Origin of the sequence: Lunatibacter salilacus, from assembly GCF_009797935.1 — a bacterium.
In the GTDB taxonomy this organism is placed as follows: Bacteria; Bacteroidota; Bacteroidia; order Cytophagales; family Cyclobacteriaceae; genus Lunatibacter; species Lunatibacter salilacus.
On record NZ_VOLC01000022.1, the window covers coordinates 34,495 to 55,273 of the forward strand.

The following is a 20,779-nucleotide window of genomic DNA, read 5'->3' on the forward strand; positions in this document are numbered from 1 at the left end:
GGATTTAAAATTCGATGATTATTCCTACGGTTGGCAAAATCGATCCGGCTGTGTTTCTAACACTCCGCAACAAATACCTGTTGGGATCTGTGGGGTCTACCACGGGTAAGCCTTGCTCATCTCTGATTGCCACCAGTCGATCCGGTTGTTCTGCTTGAAAATTATAGGCATTTTGTATGTCGAAATACCAGTTTAGATTCCAGCGGTCGAAAAAGTATTTTTTGTCCACACGGAGATCTAATTGATGAAAACTATTTAACCGAGGTTCGTTGATCCGGCTATAGTCAAAGATTCCTTGGTTAAACAAATCCCAGTTGGACCTTAGAGATGAAGCCTCCACATCAAAAGGTATATAAGGTGTGCCTCCCAAGAACCTCCATCTAGCACCAATTTCCCAGTCTCTATTCAGCCTCTTTCCTGCTGTGAGACTTACGATGAAGCGGTTGTCCCAGGCAGATGGGATAAAGCCTACAGTATTGGGGTTTGTAAATTCACTTCTAACTAAAGTTAAGGCCGCTATACCATAAAAATCATTGAACAAGCGCTGCTGGGCCAGGAATTCCAACCCATATGCCCGACCCTCAGCATCGGAGCGTACTGCTTCGTTGCCGATGACACCAAAATCCGCCCCCAAGTTGGAAAGGGCTATTCCGTTTTGAATAGAGGAGGGGTAGTTGTTATATAGCTTATAAAAACCCTCTATGGTAAACCGCCGGTTCTTATCTGGTTTTTGGATTTCTATTCCTGAAATAAAGTGCGTGGAACGTATATATCGCACATCGTTTTCCTGATTGAGGAGGATACCTGCGTTATTTCTGAAACCCAGTACGGTATAGGGGGGCTTTTGATAATAGATTCCTGCATTGGCTGTCCAGAATAGATTATTTCTAAGTTGATAACTGACGGAAAGCCTCGGGCTAATCTGATTTAGTGGGTTGCTTGCGGTGGATCCAAAGTCACTACCATCCATCCGAATCCCGCCACTTACAAGTAGTTTTTCGTTGTAATATTTTTTGCTTCCTTGAATAAACGCACCATACGAATTAAAATAAGAAGTTGCGTTTATGTCTAAGGCTAGACCGTCTGATTCGGTTGCTTGTCGGCTAAAGTTTTCTATGTAGTATCGGCTAAATTCATAATTCACGCCATATTTTAGGGTGTAGCCCTTACCGAAAATACTGTTTTCCGCACGGAATTTATTCTCACTTTCTTGAGAGAGGTAATTGAATATGAGATTTGCCGGATTGGATTCATCGTTATTGAGGTATTTATACGACCTGTTATTCAGCATGTTTCGGCTCAGTATGTAGGTCCAGAAGCCGTTTGAGCGAAAGCGCTTAAGTTTTACTCCTGTAGCATAGTTCCACTGTGTGGATATAGGCAGATTATTTAATAGAAACAACCTATCATCCCGTTCTTCTTCCGTTTCCTCGGATGGGACATCAAAGTTCAGTACAAATTGGTCGATTGCGCCGACTCCCAGGAAAGTAAGCTCTGTTTTATCGTTAATTTTGGTTTTGGTTTTGAGGGTAAAATCGTGGAATGTTGGCAGGAATGGCAACCCGATTAGCCGGAATAAGCCTTGTAAATAGGATCTCCTTGCCGAGAGGATATAAGTCGTCTTCTCACTTATCGGACCTTCATTCGATAGGGTAAGCTCGCTTGCACCAACTGTAAGTTGGGTCAACATTTTGTCTCTGCGGCCATCCTTCAACTCGAATTCAAAAAATGAGCTTAGAGAATTCATCCGGTTTGCTGGAAAGGCACCGCTGATGACATCTACGTTTTTTATCAAATTCACATTTAAAATACCTAATGGTCCCCCGGAAGATCCTTGTGTGGCAAAGTGATTGATGACAGGGACCTCAAATTCATCTATAAAAAATTTGTTTTCATTTGGAGCTCCCCCACGAATGATGATGTCATTACGGAAGCTCGCGGTACTTGCAACTCCAGGTAGTGCTTGGATTACACGGCTTATATCCCGATTTCCTCCTGGATACCTTTCTATTTCGTTTGCATTTAGCTTTCTGGCGGAAATGGGTGTATCCTCAGATCGGGAGAATTCTGATGAAACTACAACTTCCTCCAAATCGGAAGCCTCTTCTTCCAGTTCAAAATCCAGCTGAACTGAACGAGCCAATGTTACCTGAACCTCAAAGATAGTTTTCGGTTTGAATCCAATGAAGGATGCACGGACATTATACAGGCCGGGAGCGATACCCTCCAGTTGGTAAAAGCCCTTTTCATCAGTAACTGTCCCTTTATCCGTACCTTGAATTACGATATTGGCAAAAGGTATGGGTTCATTATTGACCGGATTAAACACCCGTCCTTGGATACTTCCCTGTTGGGCAAACAGGAATGTGGAGATCACTGAAAAATAAAGCAAAATCAATAACTTTTTCATACTGAAATTATGGTTTCAATAGGTAAATCGAAATAAGAGCAAAAGGTTTAGGTATAAGCTGAAAAAATGTGATTATAACTGATTTTTAAAGAAATTAATTTTGACGATTTTCTTTTACTTTCCATAGGCGCCACCATGGAGTTCCTGGGGAATCATGGTGTTCATAATGATACCCGAAGAAATAACAACTTATGAAGGCCCAAAAATGATTTTTTGCTTGGGACCCTGAATGGTGCTTATTGGTATGGTTGCCTTTGTGGGGTAGGTATGTTCCAAAATAAAAAAGCTGTACGGTAGCCAGAATTGCCGGAACCATCCAAAACACAATCAGGTTCACCTGGGGAATGAAAAGCTTTAACACGTTAAAAGTAACAGCCATTAGCAAAAACTGCCAAATAGATAAGTAGGTAGTGATAAAGCTCCAATACCAAATGAAGAAATTATGGGAAGGATGGTAGTCTGGGTCGTTCTCTGTCGCTACAAAGCGGTGATGCTCGTGATGTTTGGGAAATAATTTCCAATAGAAATTGTAGGAATACAACAGGGAAGAAAACCAGCCAATAGCATGATTTAAACGTTTGTTATCCGAGACCAACCCATGCATGGCATCGTGAGCAGTGATAAATAAGCCCGTGTACAAGTGCATCTGTACCAATATACCTAGGTAAATCCAGGGATTCCAGAAATCAATTTGAATTTGGAGCAAATAGTATAGGGACAAGAACCACGCTCCAATAATCAGTAAGGCGATTAAGACACCTTTCAAATCTTTGGGCGATTTTGAGGCCTTTGTTGGTGTTGATATCATATTCGAAAAACAACCAAAAATCGATTTTCATTCAAAATGTCACAATTCGTTCTTTCACTAGTTCCATCAGCCACATGGGAGTGGAAGTAGCACCACAAATCCCTATCGATTCATTTGCACTAAACCAAGAGGGATTGACCTCATCCGGATTGGAAACAAAATAGGTTTTAGGATTTTTATCTTTGCACACATTAAACAATACTTTTCCGTTGGAAGATTTAGTTCCGCTGACAAATACGATATGATCGAATTTTGAAGAAAAATCCCGTAATTCTTTATCACGGTTTGATACTTGCCGGCAAATGGTGTCATTGGTGTTGATCGTAATCCCATTGTCACGGAGGATTTGATTAATTTCATAGAATTTATCCGTGCTTTTGGTAGTTTGGCTGTATAGCGTAATAGTTCGAGGTAAAGAAGGAATGTCCAGTTCAGAAATATCCTGAAAAACAATTGCCTTGTTACCTGTCTGCCCCAATAATCCGATAACCTCTGCATGGCCGTGTTTTCCATAGATATAGATGGTCTCATCCTTATCGTAGGAATTTTTAATTCTGTTTTGAAGTTTTAACACCACCGGGCAACTGGCGTCAATAAGGGTCAGGTTGTTGTTAATAGCTAATTCGTAAGTGGAAGGAGGTTCTCCGTGTGCTCTTATTAGCACCTTTTCTCCCTTTAGCTTTTTGAGGTCGTCGTGATTGATGATGATGAGTCCCTTCTTGGTCAGCCGTTTTACTTCTTCATCGTTATGCACGATGTCTCCAAGGCAATATAAGTAGCCTTCTTCATCCAGAATTTCCTCTGCCATCTCAATGGCATACACAACACCAAAACAAAAGCCAGAATGCTGGTCAATATGGACGTGGAGATTTAACATAGGTTATAAACTTTCCCTTCTTCGAAATGTTTTATTTTCCTTCACCTTTTCGTAAACCGTATTGATTAACAAAAGCATACTCAAATTATAAACGGTATCTTCAATGGGAACTGTTCCAATTCGGATTGAAAGATTTTCTTCATTATTATATTTTACAATAGGTTCGTCAATGAAAGAACCAGTTAAAATGCCATTTACTAACATAAACGGTATAAGGGTAACCAGATAAGCCAATAGAAACTTGCCGAAGTGCTTATCTTTAAAGATAATGAAATGAACGGACAATACAGCAGCCGCAAATATAAAATTTACTGATGTGTACATTTTGTCGGTGTGAATAATCCCTAAAAAAACAAATATGGGAATTAAAGCTAAAAGAAGGTGTTTCGAGAAAGGTTTGAAAATGTCCTTCTTTACAAAGTATTTCAAAACCTCATAAATAAACACGCATGCATAAGGAACTATAAAGAAAAATGCCCATTCTTCCACCGGTAATTCCAAAAAATAAATACCTAATATATAGCGAGGATTAAACTCCCAAATACCTATCACAGTAAACCAATGATCCCAAGCAATAAAAATTGCAGCCATTATCAACGTAGCCGGAATAAGGGCATACAGGTTTTTGGCGTATTGGATGCGGTGTTCGAAAGATTGGGACAAAGGATATGAAAGAGTAAAAATCATTAGCCCCAAATAGTAGTATTTTTCCATTAGCTAATCCCGAGTTTTAACCCAAAATAGGTCCTAATCAACAGGGATATTTTTCTGGCATTAGGAATTCGGATACGGTGGCAAGTAATGACCTCAGGTGATAGTCCTTTAATTTTGAAAAACAACTTTAAGTAATAGAGGTAGGCAATCTTTACCCCCATCATAGCTCCTTTGGGCAACTTGTGAATGCCGATGAGAGCTTCATCAAAATCTCTTTGAATGTCTTCCTCAATGGATTTTTTAGTAGCTTGGTCAAAACTTTTAAATTCAACTCCCGGAAAATATACGCGTCCCCGTTCTTCATAATCACTCTTTATATCTCTCAGGAAATTGACCTTCTGGAAAGCAGCACCTAGTTTGCAAGCAGGATGTTTTAGCTTTGCGTACATCGTTTCATCTCCCTGACAAAATACTTTTAAGCACATTAAGCCTACTACTTCCGCAGATCCATAAATATATTCCTGATATTTCGTGTCGTCATATTTCGTGAAGTCTAGGTCCATTTCCATGCTATGCAGAAACGCTTTAATTAGGTCTTTGTCGATATTATATCGATTGACGATTACCTGAAAAGAGTTCAAAACAGGATTTAGGCTGATTCCTTTTTCAATTGCTTTATAGGTGTCTTCCGCAAATTCATCCAGAAGAGCTTTCTTGTCAAACTCATGGAAAGTGTCAACGATTTCGTCCGCATATCGGACAAATCCATAAATGGCATAAATTGCCATGTGGTATTTTTTGTCCAGCGTACGTATACCGAGTGTAAAGGAGGTACTGTATCGTTGGGTAATTAATTTACTACATTCAAATGTGGTTTCCTCAAATAGCAGTTTAGAGTCTATCATAGCGTTCAATATAAGGAAATTATAACATTTTATGTTCTTTTTCTACCTCGTTGGCTACCACGCCTCCCGAGATAAGGGACGGGGGCACCCCCGGGCCTGGCACGGTTAACTGGCCTGTGTAATATAGGTTGGACACCTTTTTGCTTTTCAGTGACGGTTTGAGCAAGGCCGTTTGCGTTAAGGTATTAGCCAAACCGTAGGCATTCCCCTTGAAAGCATTATAATCTGCTTTGAAATCGCTGTGAGCATATGATTTTTTATAAATTACATGCTCTCTAATTTTTTGTCCAGTAAGGTACTCCAGCCTATCCATCACAAGGTGATAGTATTTTTCACGAATTTCCTCACCATCATTCAGGTTTGGAGCCAAGGGGATCAGGAGAAACAAATTTTCCATCCCCTCTGGTGCTACTGTGGGATCTGTAATTGAAGGAACTGATGCGTAAAATAGTGGTTTTTCCGGCCATCGTGGGTGTGTATAGATGGCATCGGCATGTGGACCAAGAGGCTCATCAAAAAACAAATTGTGGTGTAGGAGGTTATCGAGTCGCTTATCTACACCAAGGTAAAAAAGCAGGGAAGATGGTGCCATCACACGCTTATCCCAATAGGAATCTGTATAGTTCCTATATTCTTTATCCAGCAGATGGGTATCTACATGGTGGTAGTCTGCCCCAGCTACGATGATATCCGCTAACAGGATTTCGCCTGTCTCTAACGTTACGGATTTAGCCCTAGCTTGGTCTACATTTATTTTCTTTACTGGAGAATTATATCGGAAGATTACCCCTTTTTCTTCCGCTAACGTTACCATGCCATCAATAATCTTGTGCATTCCTCCTTTCGGATACCAAGTTCCCAGTGCAATATCCGCATAATTCATCAGGCTATATAGCGCTGGAATTTTTTGTGCTGTTTCACCTAGAAAAAGCACCGGAAACTCCATCAACCTAATAATTTTATCTTCCGTGAAGAATTTTCTCACATGAGTGGACATAGATTGAAAAATATCCATTCGGAATAGGTCTCTTAACAGCGAAAATCTGGCAAATTCCATCAATGACCGACTTGGCTTGGTTACCAAGTCATGGATTCCAACTTGGTATTTATATGCAGCTTGGGCAAGAAATTTGTCCAGTTGCTTCGATGCACCGGGTTCTAACCTTTCAAGCATCGCCTTAAATTCTTGCAGATCTGCCGGAATGTCCAACCTATCGTCTTTTCCAAAGATGACGGCGTAGGAAGGATCAAGTCGGATTAGGTCATAGTAATCACTTACTTTCTTTCCAAAATGCGCAAAATAATTGTCGAAAACGTCGGGCATCCAATACCAGCTCGGTCCCATATCAAATACAAATCCCTCTGTGCTGAACTTTCTTGCCCGGCCTCCGGGGGTGGTGTTTTTTTCTAATAAGGTAACTTGGTATCCTTTGTTTGCCAAGTGAGTGGCAGCTGAAATCCCAGCAAATCCAGAACCGATCACTACCACATGTTTTGCGGACATATTAATTTTTTGTTTGATAGACGCAAAGATCGTCCTTCAGTAGTTTCCTTGCAATATGGATTCGATTTTTTACAGTTCCAATAGGGATTTCCAACTTTTCAGCAATCTCATGATACTTAAAACCTCTGAAATGCATCATAAAAGGATTCTTATACACATCATCTAAGTTACCTATAGCTGTGGTGATATCTTTCATGGCGAATTCTCCATAGGCGTCATTTTCAATGATTGCAGCACCCGAATTGATAAAATGAAGGTTGTCCGAAGTATCTACAAAAGTCCCCCTTCTCACCATACGCTGGTAGTTGGTGATGAACGTATTTTTCATTATCGTATATAACCAAGCTTTTAGATTGGTTCCGTCAGTAAATTTGTCTTTGTTGGTAAAAGCTTTGACCATGGTGTCCTGCAGGAGATCATTTGCATCGTCTAAGTCCCTTGTTAATTTAAGCGCAAACGGTTTCAAAGACTTGGTCAATTTTGTGAGTGAATAACTGAATTCAAGTGTTGTCATGGTCATTTGTTTTTTGTTTAATCAAAAGTATAATATCCTAAACAAAATAACAAGCATTTTGTCTAATATATTTTAAAAAAAATTCCACAATATCTCTAGCGAAAGCAATTAAACAAAAAAAAAGCCCTTTAAGAGGGCTATAGTCGATGGTTTCTTAAATAAAAGGCGAAAAAAAAAATATTGAAAAAATAAATTGTTTAACCAATAATGGCATTTGTTAAAAAAAAGTAAAGAGTAATTTCGATAATTAGCCCCAGGCTTTTTTAAGGAATCGAATCCAGTTGCCATGCATAACTTTCTCAATGTCATCTAACTTATACCCCCGATTTTGAAGCATAGTCGGGATTCTTCCCAAATCGGCAATGGTCTCCAAGTCATAGGGGCTTTGTTCCCTGCCATAAGCTCCGTCCAAATCCGTCCCTATGCCGATATGGTTTGCATTGCCCGCCAACTGACAAATATGATCCATGTGATCTATGATTTTCTCCAGATCGCAGTCCATTTCTTTGGGCAGAGATTTTCCACGAATCCACCCCGGAACCATCATCCAGGCATCTAAAGCACCCCCTATAACTGCTCCCCTATCTATCAACGCCTTTATCTGATCATCACTGAACTGGCGGTTATGGTTTACAAGGGACCTGCAATTGCTATGGCTTGCCCATACATTGCCACTGAAATGATCCAGAGCTTCCCAGAAACTGTCATCACAGAGGTGGGTGGCGTCCAATATGATATTGAGGGATTCCATAAGTTTAAGTAATTCTTGACCTTTTTTTCCCATAAATCCGGTTGCGTCGGTACCCTGGGCATACCGTCCAGGTCCATAGTGCGCAGGGCCAAGTGCCCTTAGACCTGACTCGTAGCTTTTTTCAAGATAGCTGAGGTCTACAATGGAATCTGCCCCTTCAAGCGATAAAATATAGCCTATGGGAGATTCGGCATTGGGGACTTGGTTCATCCACAAATCAAGGTGCTTTTCCAGAGAAGGAAGATCGTTGACCTGAACCATTTCCCCCGCATCCTCCATAGCTTTGTACCAGGCCAACTGCCCCTGGGTTTGGGCCCAAGCTTGAGCGGGGGAATGCCAGCCGGGTAAAGGGTTGTCCGGTGCTACATAACGTGCGATTTGGGTGGCTACCACAAGTCCTATGTTTCCCTCCCGTAGGGTAGGGAGTGAAACGGTGGCGTTTCCCCTGTCCGGTTTGTCAGTAAGCCCTTTTTCCCGGGCATTAATTTCTTTTACTGGCCTAGTTAAATCCCTGTTCCATTCTAGGGCATTCATGCTGAGATCCAGGTGAGCATCTATCGTAAACATATATTTTTGTAAAATTTCATGCCATAAGGCAAATGAGTTATCTTAATTAATAAGTTAGCTGTTTGTCCCGTGCCAGAACCTTCCATTCCCCTGTTTTTTTACCACCTTCTATTGTAGAAACATGGTCATATAGGGCAACAGTAGGACAGATATGATAGGGGATTCCATAAAATACATCTCCGACCTGATACGGATGGTCTACATCGGTCTTCATGACCAGGTGTTCCTCACTTTGACTGACAGGGGTTAAGTTGTCAGCATTTAAAAGGGTAACCCGATTTGTTAATGGATTTTCAGCGGAAATTGACTTGTGCCCTAAGTCCAAACAAATAAGCCCCGGTGCCGGCAACGAGATTACTCGTGTCATGACAAGGGCCGCCGGTTCAAATTCCTGTTCAGGAAGTCCCTCACCATACCCTTGGTCCCAATAGATAAATGTACCTGGCGAACAAATAACCTCCGGACGGTTGGCGTGGATGGTAAAGGTGGTCGAACCACCTGCTATCACTTCAACCGAATGCCCTTCATTTTTAAGACGCTGATATACGGCATCAATTTCTCGGTACCCTTCGTCACAGGCTTTTTTTCTATCCCCGATGTCCAGTTGCCTAAGGTGGCCGTCATATACATGGAAACCGATAACTTGAAGGGATTTAAGAGTAAGGCATTCCCTGTAGAGCTTTTCGGCTGGATCTCCCGGGGCAATGCCAGTGCGGTTGGTTCCCGCATTAAGGTCAATATATACACGGAATGTCACATTGTTTTTTTCCCCCAATTCTGACAACTGGGATGCGATGCGGTAGTTGTCAACGAGGCAGGAAAATGTAATTCCAGTGGTGGATGTTATAAGGTTCAGCCACCTTTCTTGCTTTGGCCCCACCGGTTGATAGGCCAATAAGATATCTTTGGCTTCCGCCCTTACCAACATTTCAGCTTCTGCAATGGTAGCACATTTAAACGCACTTATTCCCGCTTCCATCATCAATTGACAGGCTTCGACAGCTTTGTTGGTTTTCACATGAGGACGAAGCCGCTTTGGGTCTTTTACTACAGAGATGGCTTTTTGGATGTTTTCTTTAGCCCTCGCCGTATAGACCAATAACGCGGGTGAATCAATGTACTCTGGATGTGAGAGGGTAAACCAATCGCTTTTTTTATCCATCATATTTTCTTATACCAATTCAAACAAGGCTTCTATTTCTACCGGGATATTTCCTGGCAGGGACCCAAAACCCACAGCGGACCTTGTACCGATACCGTTCTCTTCCCCCCACACTTTGGCAAAAAGCTCACTGCAGCCATTGATAACAAAGGGATGCTCCCCAAAATCAACTGTACTGTTTACCATGCCCAAAACTTTAATGACCCGCTTAACTTTGTTCAAACTTCCAAGATGGGCCTGAATGGTGGACAACATCGTCAAACCAGTTTGCTGGGCAGCGAATTTAGCTTCGTCTTTATCTATATCCCTGCCTACTTTTCCGGTGAGTAATGTCCCGTCAACCGTCACAGGTCCATGGCCGGAAAGATATAGGTGTTTACCGTCGATCAGGTAGGGTATGTAAACTCCCATAGGTTTTGGAGCGGGAGGTAAAGTCAGTCCCAATGCTTTAAATCTGGATTCTGCGGATTCGATTTCCATAATTATTGTTTATTAGTATTTAAGTTCTGTTGATTTACGAAGTTAAACAATTAAATCCAATGCCAAAACTCCCAGCAGCCCCATAACGGAGACAATGGTTTCTATGAGTGACCAAGACATCAGTGTTTGTTTTACCGAGAGGTTGAAGTATTCTTTGACCAGCCAGAAGCCTCCGTCATTGAAGTGGGAGAATATTAGGCTACCCGACCCAATAGCAAGCACCATGAGATTAGGGTCCACTAAACCATCCCCCACCAGCGGGCCTATTATGCCGGCTGCGGTAAGGGCAGCTACGGTCGCTGACCCTACGGACAGTCTTATAATGGCCGCAATCATCCACCCCAAAAACAGGGGATGAGCTTGCCAACCCTGCAGCCCAACCGCAATTTGTTGACTGACCCCGCTTTCAACAAGCACTTGTTTAAAAGCACCCGATCCGGCAATAATCAATATTACCAGCGCAACGTCTTTGACTGCCGTGCCATATTCCTCCATGATGGTTCCGATTTTTCGGGACATTTGAGTGCCCAAGCTGATCGTGGCCCAGGTTAAAGAAATGAGCATAACGACAGAGGGATCACTGATAAACTTCAAATAAGGATACATCTCCCCGCTTTTATCCACCCGTAGCAGTAAGAGCGATGTTACAATTAATAGAAAAACTGGAAGTAGGGAGGAGAACAAACTGTTTGCTAGACCTGGCAAAGCTTCTGGGGGCTTATTTTCGCCCCTGAACGCTGCAAGTGGCTTTATATCCATTGCTTTTATCCAACTGGCTTTGGCAAAAAGCGGACCGGCTACTATTATAAGAGGTATACTAAGTAGTATACCGTATATAAGCGTAATCCCCATATTGGCTTCAAATTGAGCCACAAGTGCGACAGGGGCCGGATGTGGAGGCAGCAGGCCGTGGGTTACGGACAATGCGGCGAGCATAGGTACTCCCACAAACATCGCAGGCACTTTATACTGATAGGCAACCGTAAACACGATGGGAACCAGTAGAACAAATCCAACATTGAAAAACAGCGGAATACCCACGATCAACCCTGTCAGTGCAATGGCCCAGTGGATGTTTTTTTTACCAAACAACTGCATAAGAAAAGTGGAAATACGCTGGGCAGCACCACTTGAAGCCACGATTTTACCCAACATAGCCCCCAGGGTAATCACAATTATCAGAGATCCCAACAGATCACCTATTCCCCGCTGTATAGCTCCCATGATTTCCGGGAGGGGAATACCCAGCAGAAATCCCGCAAAAACAGATACGATTAGAAAGGAAAGAAAAGGTTCTATCTTGATCCAGACAATTAAAATAATCAGAAACAAGATACTGACGGCAATGATTATGAAAGGCATGGATTTTCTAAGTAATGGGTTTTTCCCAAAAATTACTGTTTTCCAGTGGAAATGCCTATAAACGCAAGCAAAACTTGCATTATTCTTTTGCCCACCTAATCAATTCCCGGTGATTACGAGTTTGTAAAGATACAAAATAGAGACCCGGAGGGCAATCCATCAGTTGACTAATCAACAGATTGGACGCTTCCCCTAGTTTTCCTTCAAAAAAGCCCACTTGTTTGCCCGTGATATCTTTGACCTGAATATATCCAGTTCTATTTGTCAGATTTGAACGAATGTCAAAAAGCAGTTTTCCTCCCCTATAGGGATTGGGAAATAATTTTAACTTCTTTTGCTTAATCGGATAATTTATCAAAGTAAACACGGCCGAACTTGATTTTTTTCCATCCCAATCGATTTGGTCTAGGCGATAATAAACTTTCTCCCCGTTCCAGCCTTCCGTATCCAAATAATTATATTCCGTGATATCGGTGCTTTCTCCCTTACCCGGGATTTCGCCTACTAATTCAAATTCTTCCTGGACAGGATTGAAGGTTCGCATTACCTGAAATTTTTCGTTGTTTTTTTCAGTGGCTGTTCTCCAGGTAATTTTTATTCCATTATCATTGGCCTCCGCATGGTAATCAATCCAAGAAACGGGAAGGGTAGCCAACACTTCTATACTGACGGTGCCCTCGTCGCAGTTGGTGCCATTACCTATTTCACAAATACTGTATTTGATATGATAGATACCTGCGGGTGCATCGGGGGAAACATCCACAGTCCCATCCGCATTCAAGGTGATAAAATTATCGGGCTCATTCTCGAGTACGGTGATAAATACATTGTCAGGCGTGGCTGGCTGTTCCTTCAACTCATCATTTACCAAGACATTGATCACATCGGTTTGCCCCGGAAAGGCTGCAAAGGATTCGTCGGGTAAGGCCTGGATAGAATTTCTAAAAAACACAATTTTACCATCTGCCCCATTCAGGTTAATTACCCGAAATCCGAAAATGGGAACGGAAGCTTCAAAAAGAAGGGGGGATAGGACAACCAAGTGTTGTGGTTGCGTAGGGTAATTTCCCTGATTGACAATACGGGTATTCCATTGGTATCCCCTTAGTGCAATGGTTTCAGCTGTCGGAATTACAATTCCATTTTCATCGAGGGCCTGAAAATTAAAATCAGAATTCCCATCCCGTTCTGAGACTACCAAGTAACCCGAAATGGGCACCTCAGTGGGATACATAATGTCCAAAAAAACATGCCCGCTTGGAATTGAACTTCCTCCAATATCCCAATAAGACCTGAAATCAGGGGTGGAAACGACCTCCTCCATCGCTGCCGCAAAATCGGCACTTCTATGGCCAATATAGGTGCCATCAAATTTAGCTACGCCCACCGCATTCTCCGCTATAATGTTAGTCCCCAGGCGCGGATGAAGGTTTTGCACGGTTGGCGTGCGGGTGGTCGCAAAAATTTCCGTTCCATCCTGCAAAAGGATGGTTTCGATTATCACTGGCGCATTATTTGGCGTGGGATTATACCTGCTGGCTAGATTAGCGGTCTGAATAATTTGTGTACCATTCACATCAAACCTTATTTCCTGTACAGGAATGTTGTTATTTGTGCCAGTTACGGTGACCTGGGCGAAGCAGGGTGAAATCATGGCGGTAATCAGCCCCGAAATAAAAAAAATCCGGGAAACGAAATGTAGAACCCACATTACATATCCAACAACCATATCGCCACCTATCTCCCCAAACCACGTACAGAACTAATCTGAAGCATAGCCTACATAATGTAATTAGCAGCAAGGTACGGGGTTTTATAGAATTTTTATAAGGAATAAATAAAAAAAACGATAATATGTTTTGAAATAACTTTATATATACAGGAGTTACAATTTTAATGGTTTTCCTTTATACATATTAGAAAGGAGCTGAAAGTAGACCGATACGAAACTCATATTATACCGATGGTAAAGTCAACGCTTTGGAATGGCGGGGTAGGTTAGCTTATTTAATCTGCTAGGCCAAAAAATCCCAACAATTTTTGCCGGTAGTCTCAATTTGAAAATCATTCTTTCTATTTTTAGGAAACCATCACATGTTGGCTACCAATTTAACACTTCTTAGGAGCACGGTGCTTCCACATATTACAGGAAGTTTTTCGGACTGGGTAGGGGTAGTTATGTGTTTTTCAATGGATAGGTGAGTCTAAGGGGAATTAGATAACCGCAGTGGAAGTTAGAAGAATATAATAGGAGGTAAACCTGCGCCAAGGCGACAGTATGTTGGAATAGACCGGGACAAAACCTCATCAATAAAGGAGTTGAACAAAATCTCCTATGTCGGTAGTTTTTCACTTTTTTGACATTAAATCTCCTATTTTCAGATATATAGCCTGTTTTTATTCCACGTCTAATCTTTAAACTTTATCAATCATGGAAAAAAAAGCCTACGTCAGCAGATGTATGAGGAGATGCAGATCAGAAACTACTCTCCCAGAAGTATCGAGAATTACATTTCCCATGTATCCTTAGTTTCCAGCCATTTTGGAAAAAGTCCGGACCTTATCAGCATCGCCGAGCTAAAAGAGTATCTTTTCCACAAAGTCGAGACGAGAAACCTGTCGGCCTCGAGCGTAAACCAGACTATCAGTGCCTTCAAAATTATTTTCACTGATGTTCTCGGCATGGACTGGGATTCTGTAAAGATCAAACGGCTGAAACCCATTTCCGCAGTCTTTTCCAAAGAGGAGATATCCCGTATCCTACAGGAACGGCGGCGCGGAGCTTTCCGATATTCTGGGATTCCAAAAGAAAAACTTCGTGGGCGGTGGAAGGCTTTGCGCCGACCAGGCAAGGGCATACACTGACATACTGGACTGCAGGACCGCAAAAATGGGCAGCAATACCCTCACCTGCGACACCTGTGGCAAAAGCAGGGGCATCGAACCCGGCCTTCCTAGGGGTGGACAGCGGATGCCTGTCGGTACTCCATACTTGGGGGCAGGCACTCAATTACCATCCCCATATCCATATGCTGGTAACCGCCGGGGGGCCAGATCCCGACAAAATCAAGGTTACCGACACCAAATACGTCAAAATCCCCCAAATAAAGAAACATAAATGCCCATAGACAGGCCCCCGGTTTTCCCGAAAAAACGGGACAGGCTGTCCAAATAAGTTTTAACCGCAATCTAAGGAACTCCACCTCAAATAGTAATTTTTTTTGGCTAGATTGCGTTTAAAACTCTTTACGTTTAGCGGTCACCGTAAAACCGTCGCAAAGAATGAAAAGTAACTTTTAGTAAGTATGGACAAATTAAAACAATACAGACGGACACTGACGAAAATTTCATTAGCGTTAAACATTGTTTTCATCTGTGGAACAATTATTATTGCGTATAAATTTTATCCAAAAATCAAATCAAATTTCTTTTCTAACAAACAAGAAATCACAGTTATTCAAGAAGAAAAACTTAAAGACACGGACATTATTCCGACAGTTTTTTATGAGGCTTCTGAATTCGAAATCATCGGGCAACTGCCAAACACAAAAACTTACACAAGACTTCCTGACAAAGCTGAAAAAATTGTTCGAGAACCTGTTTGGCAACTATCAAAAAACTCAGCAGGAATTTCTGTTCGTTTTTCTTCCAACTCTTCTAAAATTAAAATTCGTTGGACTTTAAACAGTAATTCAAATGCTACTAATCAGACTCCTATTGCTTCCAAAGGTTTTGACTTGTATGCGTATGTGGATAGCAAATGGCAATTTGTTGGTGTTGCACAACCAAAAGGAACAACGCAAAACGAAGCGACTGTAATTATCGGAATGGAAGCAAAAAATCGTGAATACTTATTAAACCTGCCTTTGTATAACGGAATTAGTTCGCTTGAAATCGGTATTGACAAAGGAACTTCTATTGACAAACCAACTCAAAAAATTATTGACACTTCAAACCCAATCGTTTTTTATGGAACAAGTATAACACAAGGGGCAGCGGCTTCACGTCCAGGATTAACATACCCAGCACTATTAGAAAGACATTTTAACAAAGAAGTAATCAACTTAGGGTTTAGCGGTAACGGTAGATTTGAAAAGGAAATAGGCAAATACATTATGACCTCTAAACCTTCTGTAATTATTTTGGACTGCACACCAAATTCACCTGCCGACACTATAAGAAAAAATCTTCCCGAACTTCTTGACTATATTCTTTCCTTAAACGACACAATTCCAATAATACTTGTAGAAAGTATTATGAGAGATTTTGCGTTATTCAAAAAAGACGACAAAACAGTTTTTGGAACAATTTCATTCATAAACGAACAAAACAAAGCGTTAGAAGAAGTTTATAATAGCAAAATCAAAACGAATAAAAATATAGTCTATGTTAGTAATCAAAACCTTGTTGGACAAGATCACGAAGCAACAATAGACGGAACACATTTTAACGACTTAGGACATTACAGAGCTTACGAACGTTTACAACAAGAAATTGAAAAATTTCTATCAAATTAAATATATGCCAAAGGGCGGACCGCTTACAGCAGCTACACGCAAGTGGGGTTGCGTGCTTCTATGAAAATGAATTGCTAAATCCAAGATCTGTACTTTTAATGAAGTTCAGTGCTAAAAATCCCCACCAGCATGTAGCTGCAAACCTAAGCTAAACTCTGCCTATCTATATGGGGAATTTATTATTCCCTAAGCCATTTTACCTGTTGGATTCCCTTCTTATGAATTAGGCGAAGAATGTATAATCCCCTCGACAATTCCTTTAATTTCTCTTCAATCCGGCTCATATCACCGTAAGAAATATGATCCATTTGAAAACAAGTGCCTCCCCTTCCGTCAATCACCTGAACCATCACCTCGTCCGTTTCAAGTTCACCCGAGTAGTGAAGTGTTAGATTTCCTCCAAAATAGGGGTTGGGGAAAATTTGAATCCCTTCGACGGGAAATTTGGGACTTTCTAAGCGGAATACCGGACTTTCATCCACAAGTATTCCGTCAATTTCAGCCCGGATTTGATAATATACCAATCCCGAAATTTGAACTTTCCCGAAGTGATCGATAAAATCATAGCTATGATATTCGGTAAGTGGCTGGATGGACTCGATGATGCCAACGGGAGAAAACTGCAGGTCTGGTCCTATACTTCTATATATTACGAATGTGGTGCCGACTTCTGCCTTGACCTTCCAGCTTAACTGAACGCTATTGTCGAGAAAATTGGCACCGTAGCTTAACCAACCTAGTGGCAACACACTTAATATACCGGAACTTGCCAAGGTAAGAGTCCGACCGTTTAGTTCGGAAAGGGAGGCACGTCTATTGGCCCACAATACACTCTCATGCAAAGACGCCGGGATATGTAATCCAGGTGCGATTTCGCCGTATCCAGAAATCCGAAGATCAGCGATATCATCCAAAATCATATCATTTGCCAATATCTGAATGTCTAATGATTCTGTTGACGCGTTAGTTGTCCTGACTAAAAAATGGCTGTTCAGGTGGTAATAAATGGTTTTATCGTCCGAATCGGTTAAATTAGCATTGTGTTCTACACCGGGCAGTTGGATATACTGTATGGTAAGCGGTCCAGACTGATCGGGCAAGGAGCCGATTAGGCGCAGGGTCCGGTTTTCTCCCGCAAAAGAATCAAAAAAGGGAAAGGTAGCATTACTTGTGTTGAAGTCAGGGGGCAGGTTGACTATTTCGACTTCTGCGAGATTAGCCCATAAGCCACCTATGTAGTTGTAGTTGGCTGTTGCGGAACCGTTTATAACTAACGTTTGGTTATTAAAGTCTACCATACCATCCCTCATGGTAAAATCACCTATGAGCTCGAAGGGTTGGATAAATGTCAGGACTCCACCGGATTTATTGATTTCCAGATGAGAAACGGATATCTCCACTGCGTCCACCACTTGGTCCCCGGAACCCAAAAGATAAAGAGTGGTAGGATTGTCCTCCAGCGTTCCCTCAGAGATTGTGAAGTCACCGGAAATTTCCAACACCGACGGCAAAGATCGGATAGCAGACCCTAAAACCTGCAAATCATGGTAAGAAACTATTTGTTGGGAGGTTGGAAAGGTATTAGTGAGAAATTGTTGGCTTAGTTGGTTGTTAGCATAGCGAACTTCTCCATCAAGGATGACAGAAGCGGCGTCTATGGTTGGTTCGTCGCCCCTAAGCTCAAGAACGGCTCCTTCTTCGAGGATAAATTCAGTGGCGGGGCGCGCATCTGTTCTTCGTATTATTTGTCCAAATTCTTCAGTAGCGTCTGAAATCAATCGGGCTCCTGAGAGAATAATTAGGGAACCATAATCAGAAACACCGAAATCATCATGTATATTAAATGAGAAAGTGGAGGTACCACTTTGGTTCAAAGTCTGATACACTGTCCCAGTTTCTATTATGAATCGACTCGCCTTGATGCCGGCATTTACTATCAGGAGTTCGCCAGGATTGGGATTAAATCGTACGGTGAACCTACTGTAATTTGTTTGTCCACTCCAGGAATTACGATTTACTACAGTTCGGGAATCGCCTTTAAACACGATGGATCCGGTTTCCGGATATATCCAATCCATAGAAGGATTAGCCGAATTATTAAGAAAATACATCTCCCCTAACATTTGAAATGCCCGCAGCGCACCATACACATCCAAATCAAAGGTTTGAAGGTTGAGTTTTCTCCCCGGGTCAGCAGCACTGAAGAGGTATAGGTTCCGCACCTCTTCATTTCCAGTAAGTCTTATTTCTTGGCCTTGATGAATAAAAACATCGTTGTTCCTGTTTGGGGGAATAGTAGCTTCTTCCCAAGCACCATCCTGCCAAACTTGCCAGCTGTTGGGATCATTCCAATCCCCTACTGTTACGTTAGATTGATAGGTTTGATCTTCCAGTACAATTTGGGCTTCAGCGAGATTGGGGAATATATAGCAAAGAGCGTGTAGGCCTAAGGACACACAGCTGATGAAAAAACACTTTAATGACGATATAGTATTAAAATCATACATTTGAAAATGAGAAAAGTGAATCAATTTGGAGAATTATATTTGAATTTCCAAGATTTATATGCAAAAAAAATAGTATGAAAAGCAATTTAATGTTGTCGTCCGACTAAAACAGGAAAATCGAAAAAAGCCCTCGTATAGATTTTATATTGAAATTTTAAAATCGTCTACCTAAGCCAGAGTGGAATCATTGATTTCCAATGGACAGGCAAACCCTTGACGATGGCTTTTTCTTATGACTATCGGGCCAACCTAACCGCCATTGCAGGACTTTTTGATGCCCGTAATAGTATTCTTGCCGATGAGTATATACACCGCAGTCTCATAGATGCTCTCCGCCTTGCAGACAACAGTAATCTACCCTAGAAAGATTTTGCCTGAAAAAAAATAAATCCATTTAGATCTTTGATTATGGGGGCGATTTCCCCGCATGGAAGACGAAAAAACAGATTTATTCGTTTAAATTTGCCTGCTTATCCGGCCCATTAATCCGAATCTAACCTCCTATGAGAACCATTTTTCCGTACTTTCCAAAAATTAGAACTAACTTCCTTCTACTTTGGGCGGTTTTTATAATAGGATTTTTATCCATCCCCCAAGCCCACGCCCAAACCTACCAGATTAGCTTAATTACCTGTGATCCAGGTGATGAGCTTTATTCCACTTTTGGGCATAGTGCCATTAGGGTGTTGGATACCGATTCGGGACGGGACTTGGTATTCAACTACGGCACCTTTGACTTCAATACCCCTTTTTTCTATGTCAAATTTACCCGAAGGACCCTTGATTATCAGTTGGCCCTAACGACGTTTGATCAGTTTCTGTATGAGTATAATTACTTTAAGCGTAGCGTATGGGAGCAGGTTCTGGACTTAAATCCCGAACAGACTGCCGCAATCATCGATTTTTTACGGACGAATTATGAACCCGAAAACCGGAAATACCGCTATGATTTCTTCTATGACAATTGTTCTACCCGTATACGAAATTTGATGGAAACCTTGCTTGGAGAGAATTTGAAATGGAATGAACCTGACACAAGCGAGGCTAAAACCTTTAGGGATCTAATCGACGAGTACGTTTACCCCCTTCCCTGGTCAGACTTAGGCATTGACTTGGCGTTGGGAGCGGTTATTGACCAGAACGCAACCGAACGGGAAAAACTTTTTCTACCGGATTACCTTTCCGCCGCTTTTGGACGCGCCAGTGTGGTTGGAGACGGTCCAAGCCGACCACTTGTACGCGAAGAAAATATCATTTACGACTTTCCAGAAAGAGAAGGCAACATCAATTTTTTGCTGAGCCCCTATTTTCTATTTTGGATGTTGGCTATTCTGTTTGGCGTATTTACTTTCGTTGGGTTTAAGCGTAAACGACTCTACTTGGGTCTTGACATAGCACTCTTGGGGGCCATGGGCGTTTTGGGCATTTTGGTAGTTTACCTGTGGTTCTTTACGGCCCATTCCCAGACCAAATCCAATTGGAATATACTCTGGGCATTTCCCCTGCATTTTGTCGGAATTTATGGATTATTGACGGGCAAAAGATGGGTTAGAAATTACTTGCTGGGTGCGTTAATTTTAGCAGATCTGGCATTGGTGATTTGGATATTCGGCATTCAGTCCTTCCATCCGAGTATTTTGCCCTTACTGTTGGCCGTTATATTAAGGACGAATTTCCTTTACTACCATGTAGATAAGTGGAAACCTGAAAAAGCATCCGGATAGATCCAAACTATTCACCCCGATAGATACGTTATAGACT

General features: G+C 41.7%; 18 protein-coding genes and 1 pseudogene. 5 read left to right on the plus strand and 14 right to left on the minus strand.

Annotated elements, in window-relative coordinates; translation table 11 throughout:
* Positions 1 to 4: 4 nt before the first annotated feature.
* The 12 genes from FQ608_RS23060 to FQ608_RS23115 form a co-directional block, all read right to left on the minus strand.
* Positions 5 to 2,410 carry a TonB-dependent receptor gene (locus FQ608_RS23060; RefSeq protein WP_158860859.1) on the minus strand — a complete coding sequence of 802 codons (2,406 nt, stop codon included), beginning with the start codon at positions 2,408 to 2,410 and terminating at the stop codon, positions 5 to 7.
* Between the two features lie 94 nt (positions 2,411 to 2,504).
* On the minus strand, positions 2,505 to 3,218 hold the full coding sequence (locus FQ608_RS23065) for a fatty acid desaturase (RefSeq protein WP_158860860.1): 714 nt from the start codon (positions 3,216 to 3,218) through the stop codon (positions 2,505 to 2,507).
* Between the two features lie 31 nt (positions 3,219 to 3,249).
* Positions 3,250 to 4,095: a 4-hydroxy-3-methylbut-2-enyl diphosphate reductase gene (locus tag FQ608_RS23070; protein WP_158860861.1), complete on the minus strand. Its 846-nt coding sequence runs from the start codon at positions 4,093 to 4,095 to the stop codon at positions 3,250 to 3,252.
* 3 nt (positions 4,096 to 4,098) lie between these two features.
* The gene (locus FQ608_RS23075; RefSeq protein ID WP_158860862.1) at positions 4,099 to 4,809 is read right to left on the minus strand and encodes a lycopene cyclase domain-containing protein; all 711 of its coding nucleotides are present in this window, start codon (positions 4,807 to 4,809) and stop codon (positions 4,099 to 4,101) included.
* On the minus strand, positions 4,809 to 5,654 hold the full coding sequence (locus tag FQ608_RS23080; RefSeq protein ID WP_158860863.1) for a phytoene/squalene synthase family protein: 846 nt from the start codon (positions 5,652 to 5,654) through the stop codon (positions 4,809 to 4,811). The genes FQ608_RS23075 and FQ608_RS23080 overlap by 1 nt, the downstream gene beginning before the upstream one ends.
* A 19-nt stretch (positions 5,655 to 5,673) precedes the next feature.
* Positions 5,674 to 7,158 (minus strand): phytoene desaturase family protein, encoded by a 1,485-nt coding sequence (locus FQ608_RS23085; protein ID WP_158860864.1) that lies wholly within the window; start codon positions 7,156 to 7,158, stop codon positions 5,674 to 5,676.
* 1 nt (position 7,159) lies between these two features.
* Positions 7,160 to 7,672 carry an RNA polymerase sigma factor gene (locus FQ608_RS23090; RefSeq protein ID WP_158860865.1) on the minus strand — a complete coding sequence of 171 codons (513 nt, stop codon included), beginning with the start codon at positions 7,670 to 7,672 and terminating at the stop codon, positions 7,160 to 7,162.
* A gap of 247 nt (positions 7,673 to 7,919) precedes the next feature.
* A complete protein-coding gene (locus tag FQ608_RS23095) occupies positions 7,920 to 8,990 on the minus strand; it encodes a dipeptidase (RefSeq protein ID WP_158860866.1) in 1,071 nt (356 codons plus the stop codon).
* Between the two features lie 46 nt (positions 8,991 to 9,036).
* Positions 9,037 to 10,155 (minus strand): D-TA family PLP-dependent enzyme, encoded by a 1,119-nt coding sequence (locus tag FQ608_RS23100; protein WP_234364351.1) that lies wholly within the window; start codon positions 10,153 to 10,155, stop codon positions 9,037 to 9,039.
* 6 nt (positions 10,156 to 10,161) lie between these two features.
* Positions 10,162 to 10,632, minus strand: coding sequence for a RidA family protein (locus FQ608_RS23105; RefSeq protein ID WP_158860867.1), 471 nt, complete (start codon positions 10,630 to 10,632; stop codon positions 10,162 to 10,164).
* Between the two features lie 42 nt (positions 10,633 to 10,674).
* Positions 10,675 to 11,994, minus strand: a complete 1,320-nt coding sequence (locus tag FQ608_RS23110) for a gluconate:H+ symporter (protein WP_158860868.1) — start codon at positions 11,992 to 11,994, stop codon at positions 10,675 to 10,677.
* A gap of 79 nt (positions 11,995 to 12,073) precedes the next feature.
* Positions 12,074 to 13,648 (minus strand): T9SS type A sorting domain-containing protein, encoded by a 1,575-nt coding sequence (locus FQ608_RS23115; RefSeq protein WP_158860869.1) that lies wholly within the window; start codon positions 13,646 to 13,648, stop codon positions 12,074 to 12,076.
* An 803-nt stretch (positions 13,649 to 14,451) separates the two neighbouring features.
* Here FQ608_RS23115 and FQ608_RS23120 point away from each other — a divergent pair.
* Entirely contained in the window at positions 14,452 to 14,859 is a 408-nt protein-coding gene (locus tag FQ608_RS23120) for a site-specific integrase (protein WP_158860870.1), read from the plus strand.
* Positions 14,786 to 15,065 (plus strand): annotated as a pseudogene (locus FQ608_RS28215) (transposase); the annotation flags it as partial. The gene FQ608_RS23120 and the pseudogene FQ608_RS28215, both read left to right, overlap by 74 nt.
* Here FQ608_RS28215 and FQ608_RS28220 read toward each other — a convergent pair.
* Complete coding sequence (locus tag FQ608_RS28220; RefSeq protein WP_158860871.1) at positions 14,949 to 15,197, minus strand: hypothetical protein; 249 nt, start codon at positions 15,195 to 15,197, stop codon at positions 14,949 to 14,951. The pseudogene FQ608_RS28215 and the gene FQ608_RS28220 sit on opposite strands and share 117 nt — an antisense overlap.
* 102 nt (positions 15,198 to 15,299) lie before the next feature.
* Between FQ608_RS28220 and FQ608_RS23135 the strand changes: the two genes are divergently transcribed.
* Positions 15,300 to 16,511, plus strand: coding sequence for an SGNH/GDSL hydrolase family protein (locus FQ608_RS23135; RefSeq protein ID WP_158860872.1), 1,212 nt, complete (start codon positions 15,300 to 15,302; stop codon positions 16,509 to 16,511).
* Between the two features lie 179 nt (positions 16,512 to 16,690).
* Here the strand turns inward: FQ608_RS23135 and FQ608_RS23140 are convergent, their stop codons facing one another.
* Positions 16,691 to 18,967 (minus strand): hypothetical protein, encoded by a 2,277-nt coding sequence (locus FQ608_RS23140; RefSeq protein ID WP_158860873.1) that lies wholly within the window; start codon positions 18,965 to 18,967, stop codon positions 16,691 to 16,693.
* Positions 18,968 to 19,237: 270 nt separating this feature from the next.
* Here FQ608_RS23140 and FQ608_RS23145 point away from each other — a divergent pair, with 270 nt between their 5' ends.
* Together FQ608_RS23145 and FQ608_RS23150 are read left to right on the plus strand one after the other, a co-directional pair.
* Positions 19,238 to 19,381, plus strand: coding sequence for a hypothetical protein (locus tag FQ608_RS23145; RefSeq protein WP_158860874.1), 144 nt, complete (start codon positions 19,238 to 19,240; stop codon positions 19,379 to 19,381).
* Between the two features lie 140 nt (positions 19,382 to 19,521).
* Entirely contained in the window at positions 19,522 to 20,742 is a 1,221-nt protein-coding gene (locus FQ608_RS23150; protein WP_158860875.1) for an Lnb N-terminal periplasmic domain-containing protein, read from the plus strand.
* Positions 20,743 to 20,779 lie beyond the last annotated feature (37 nt).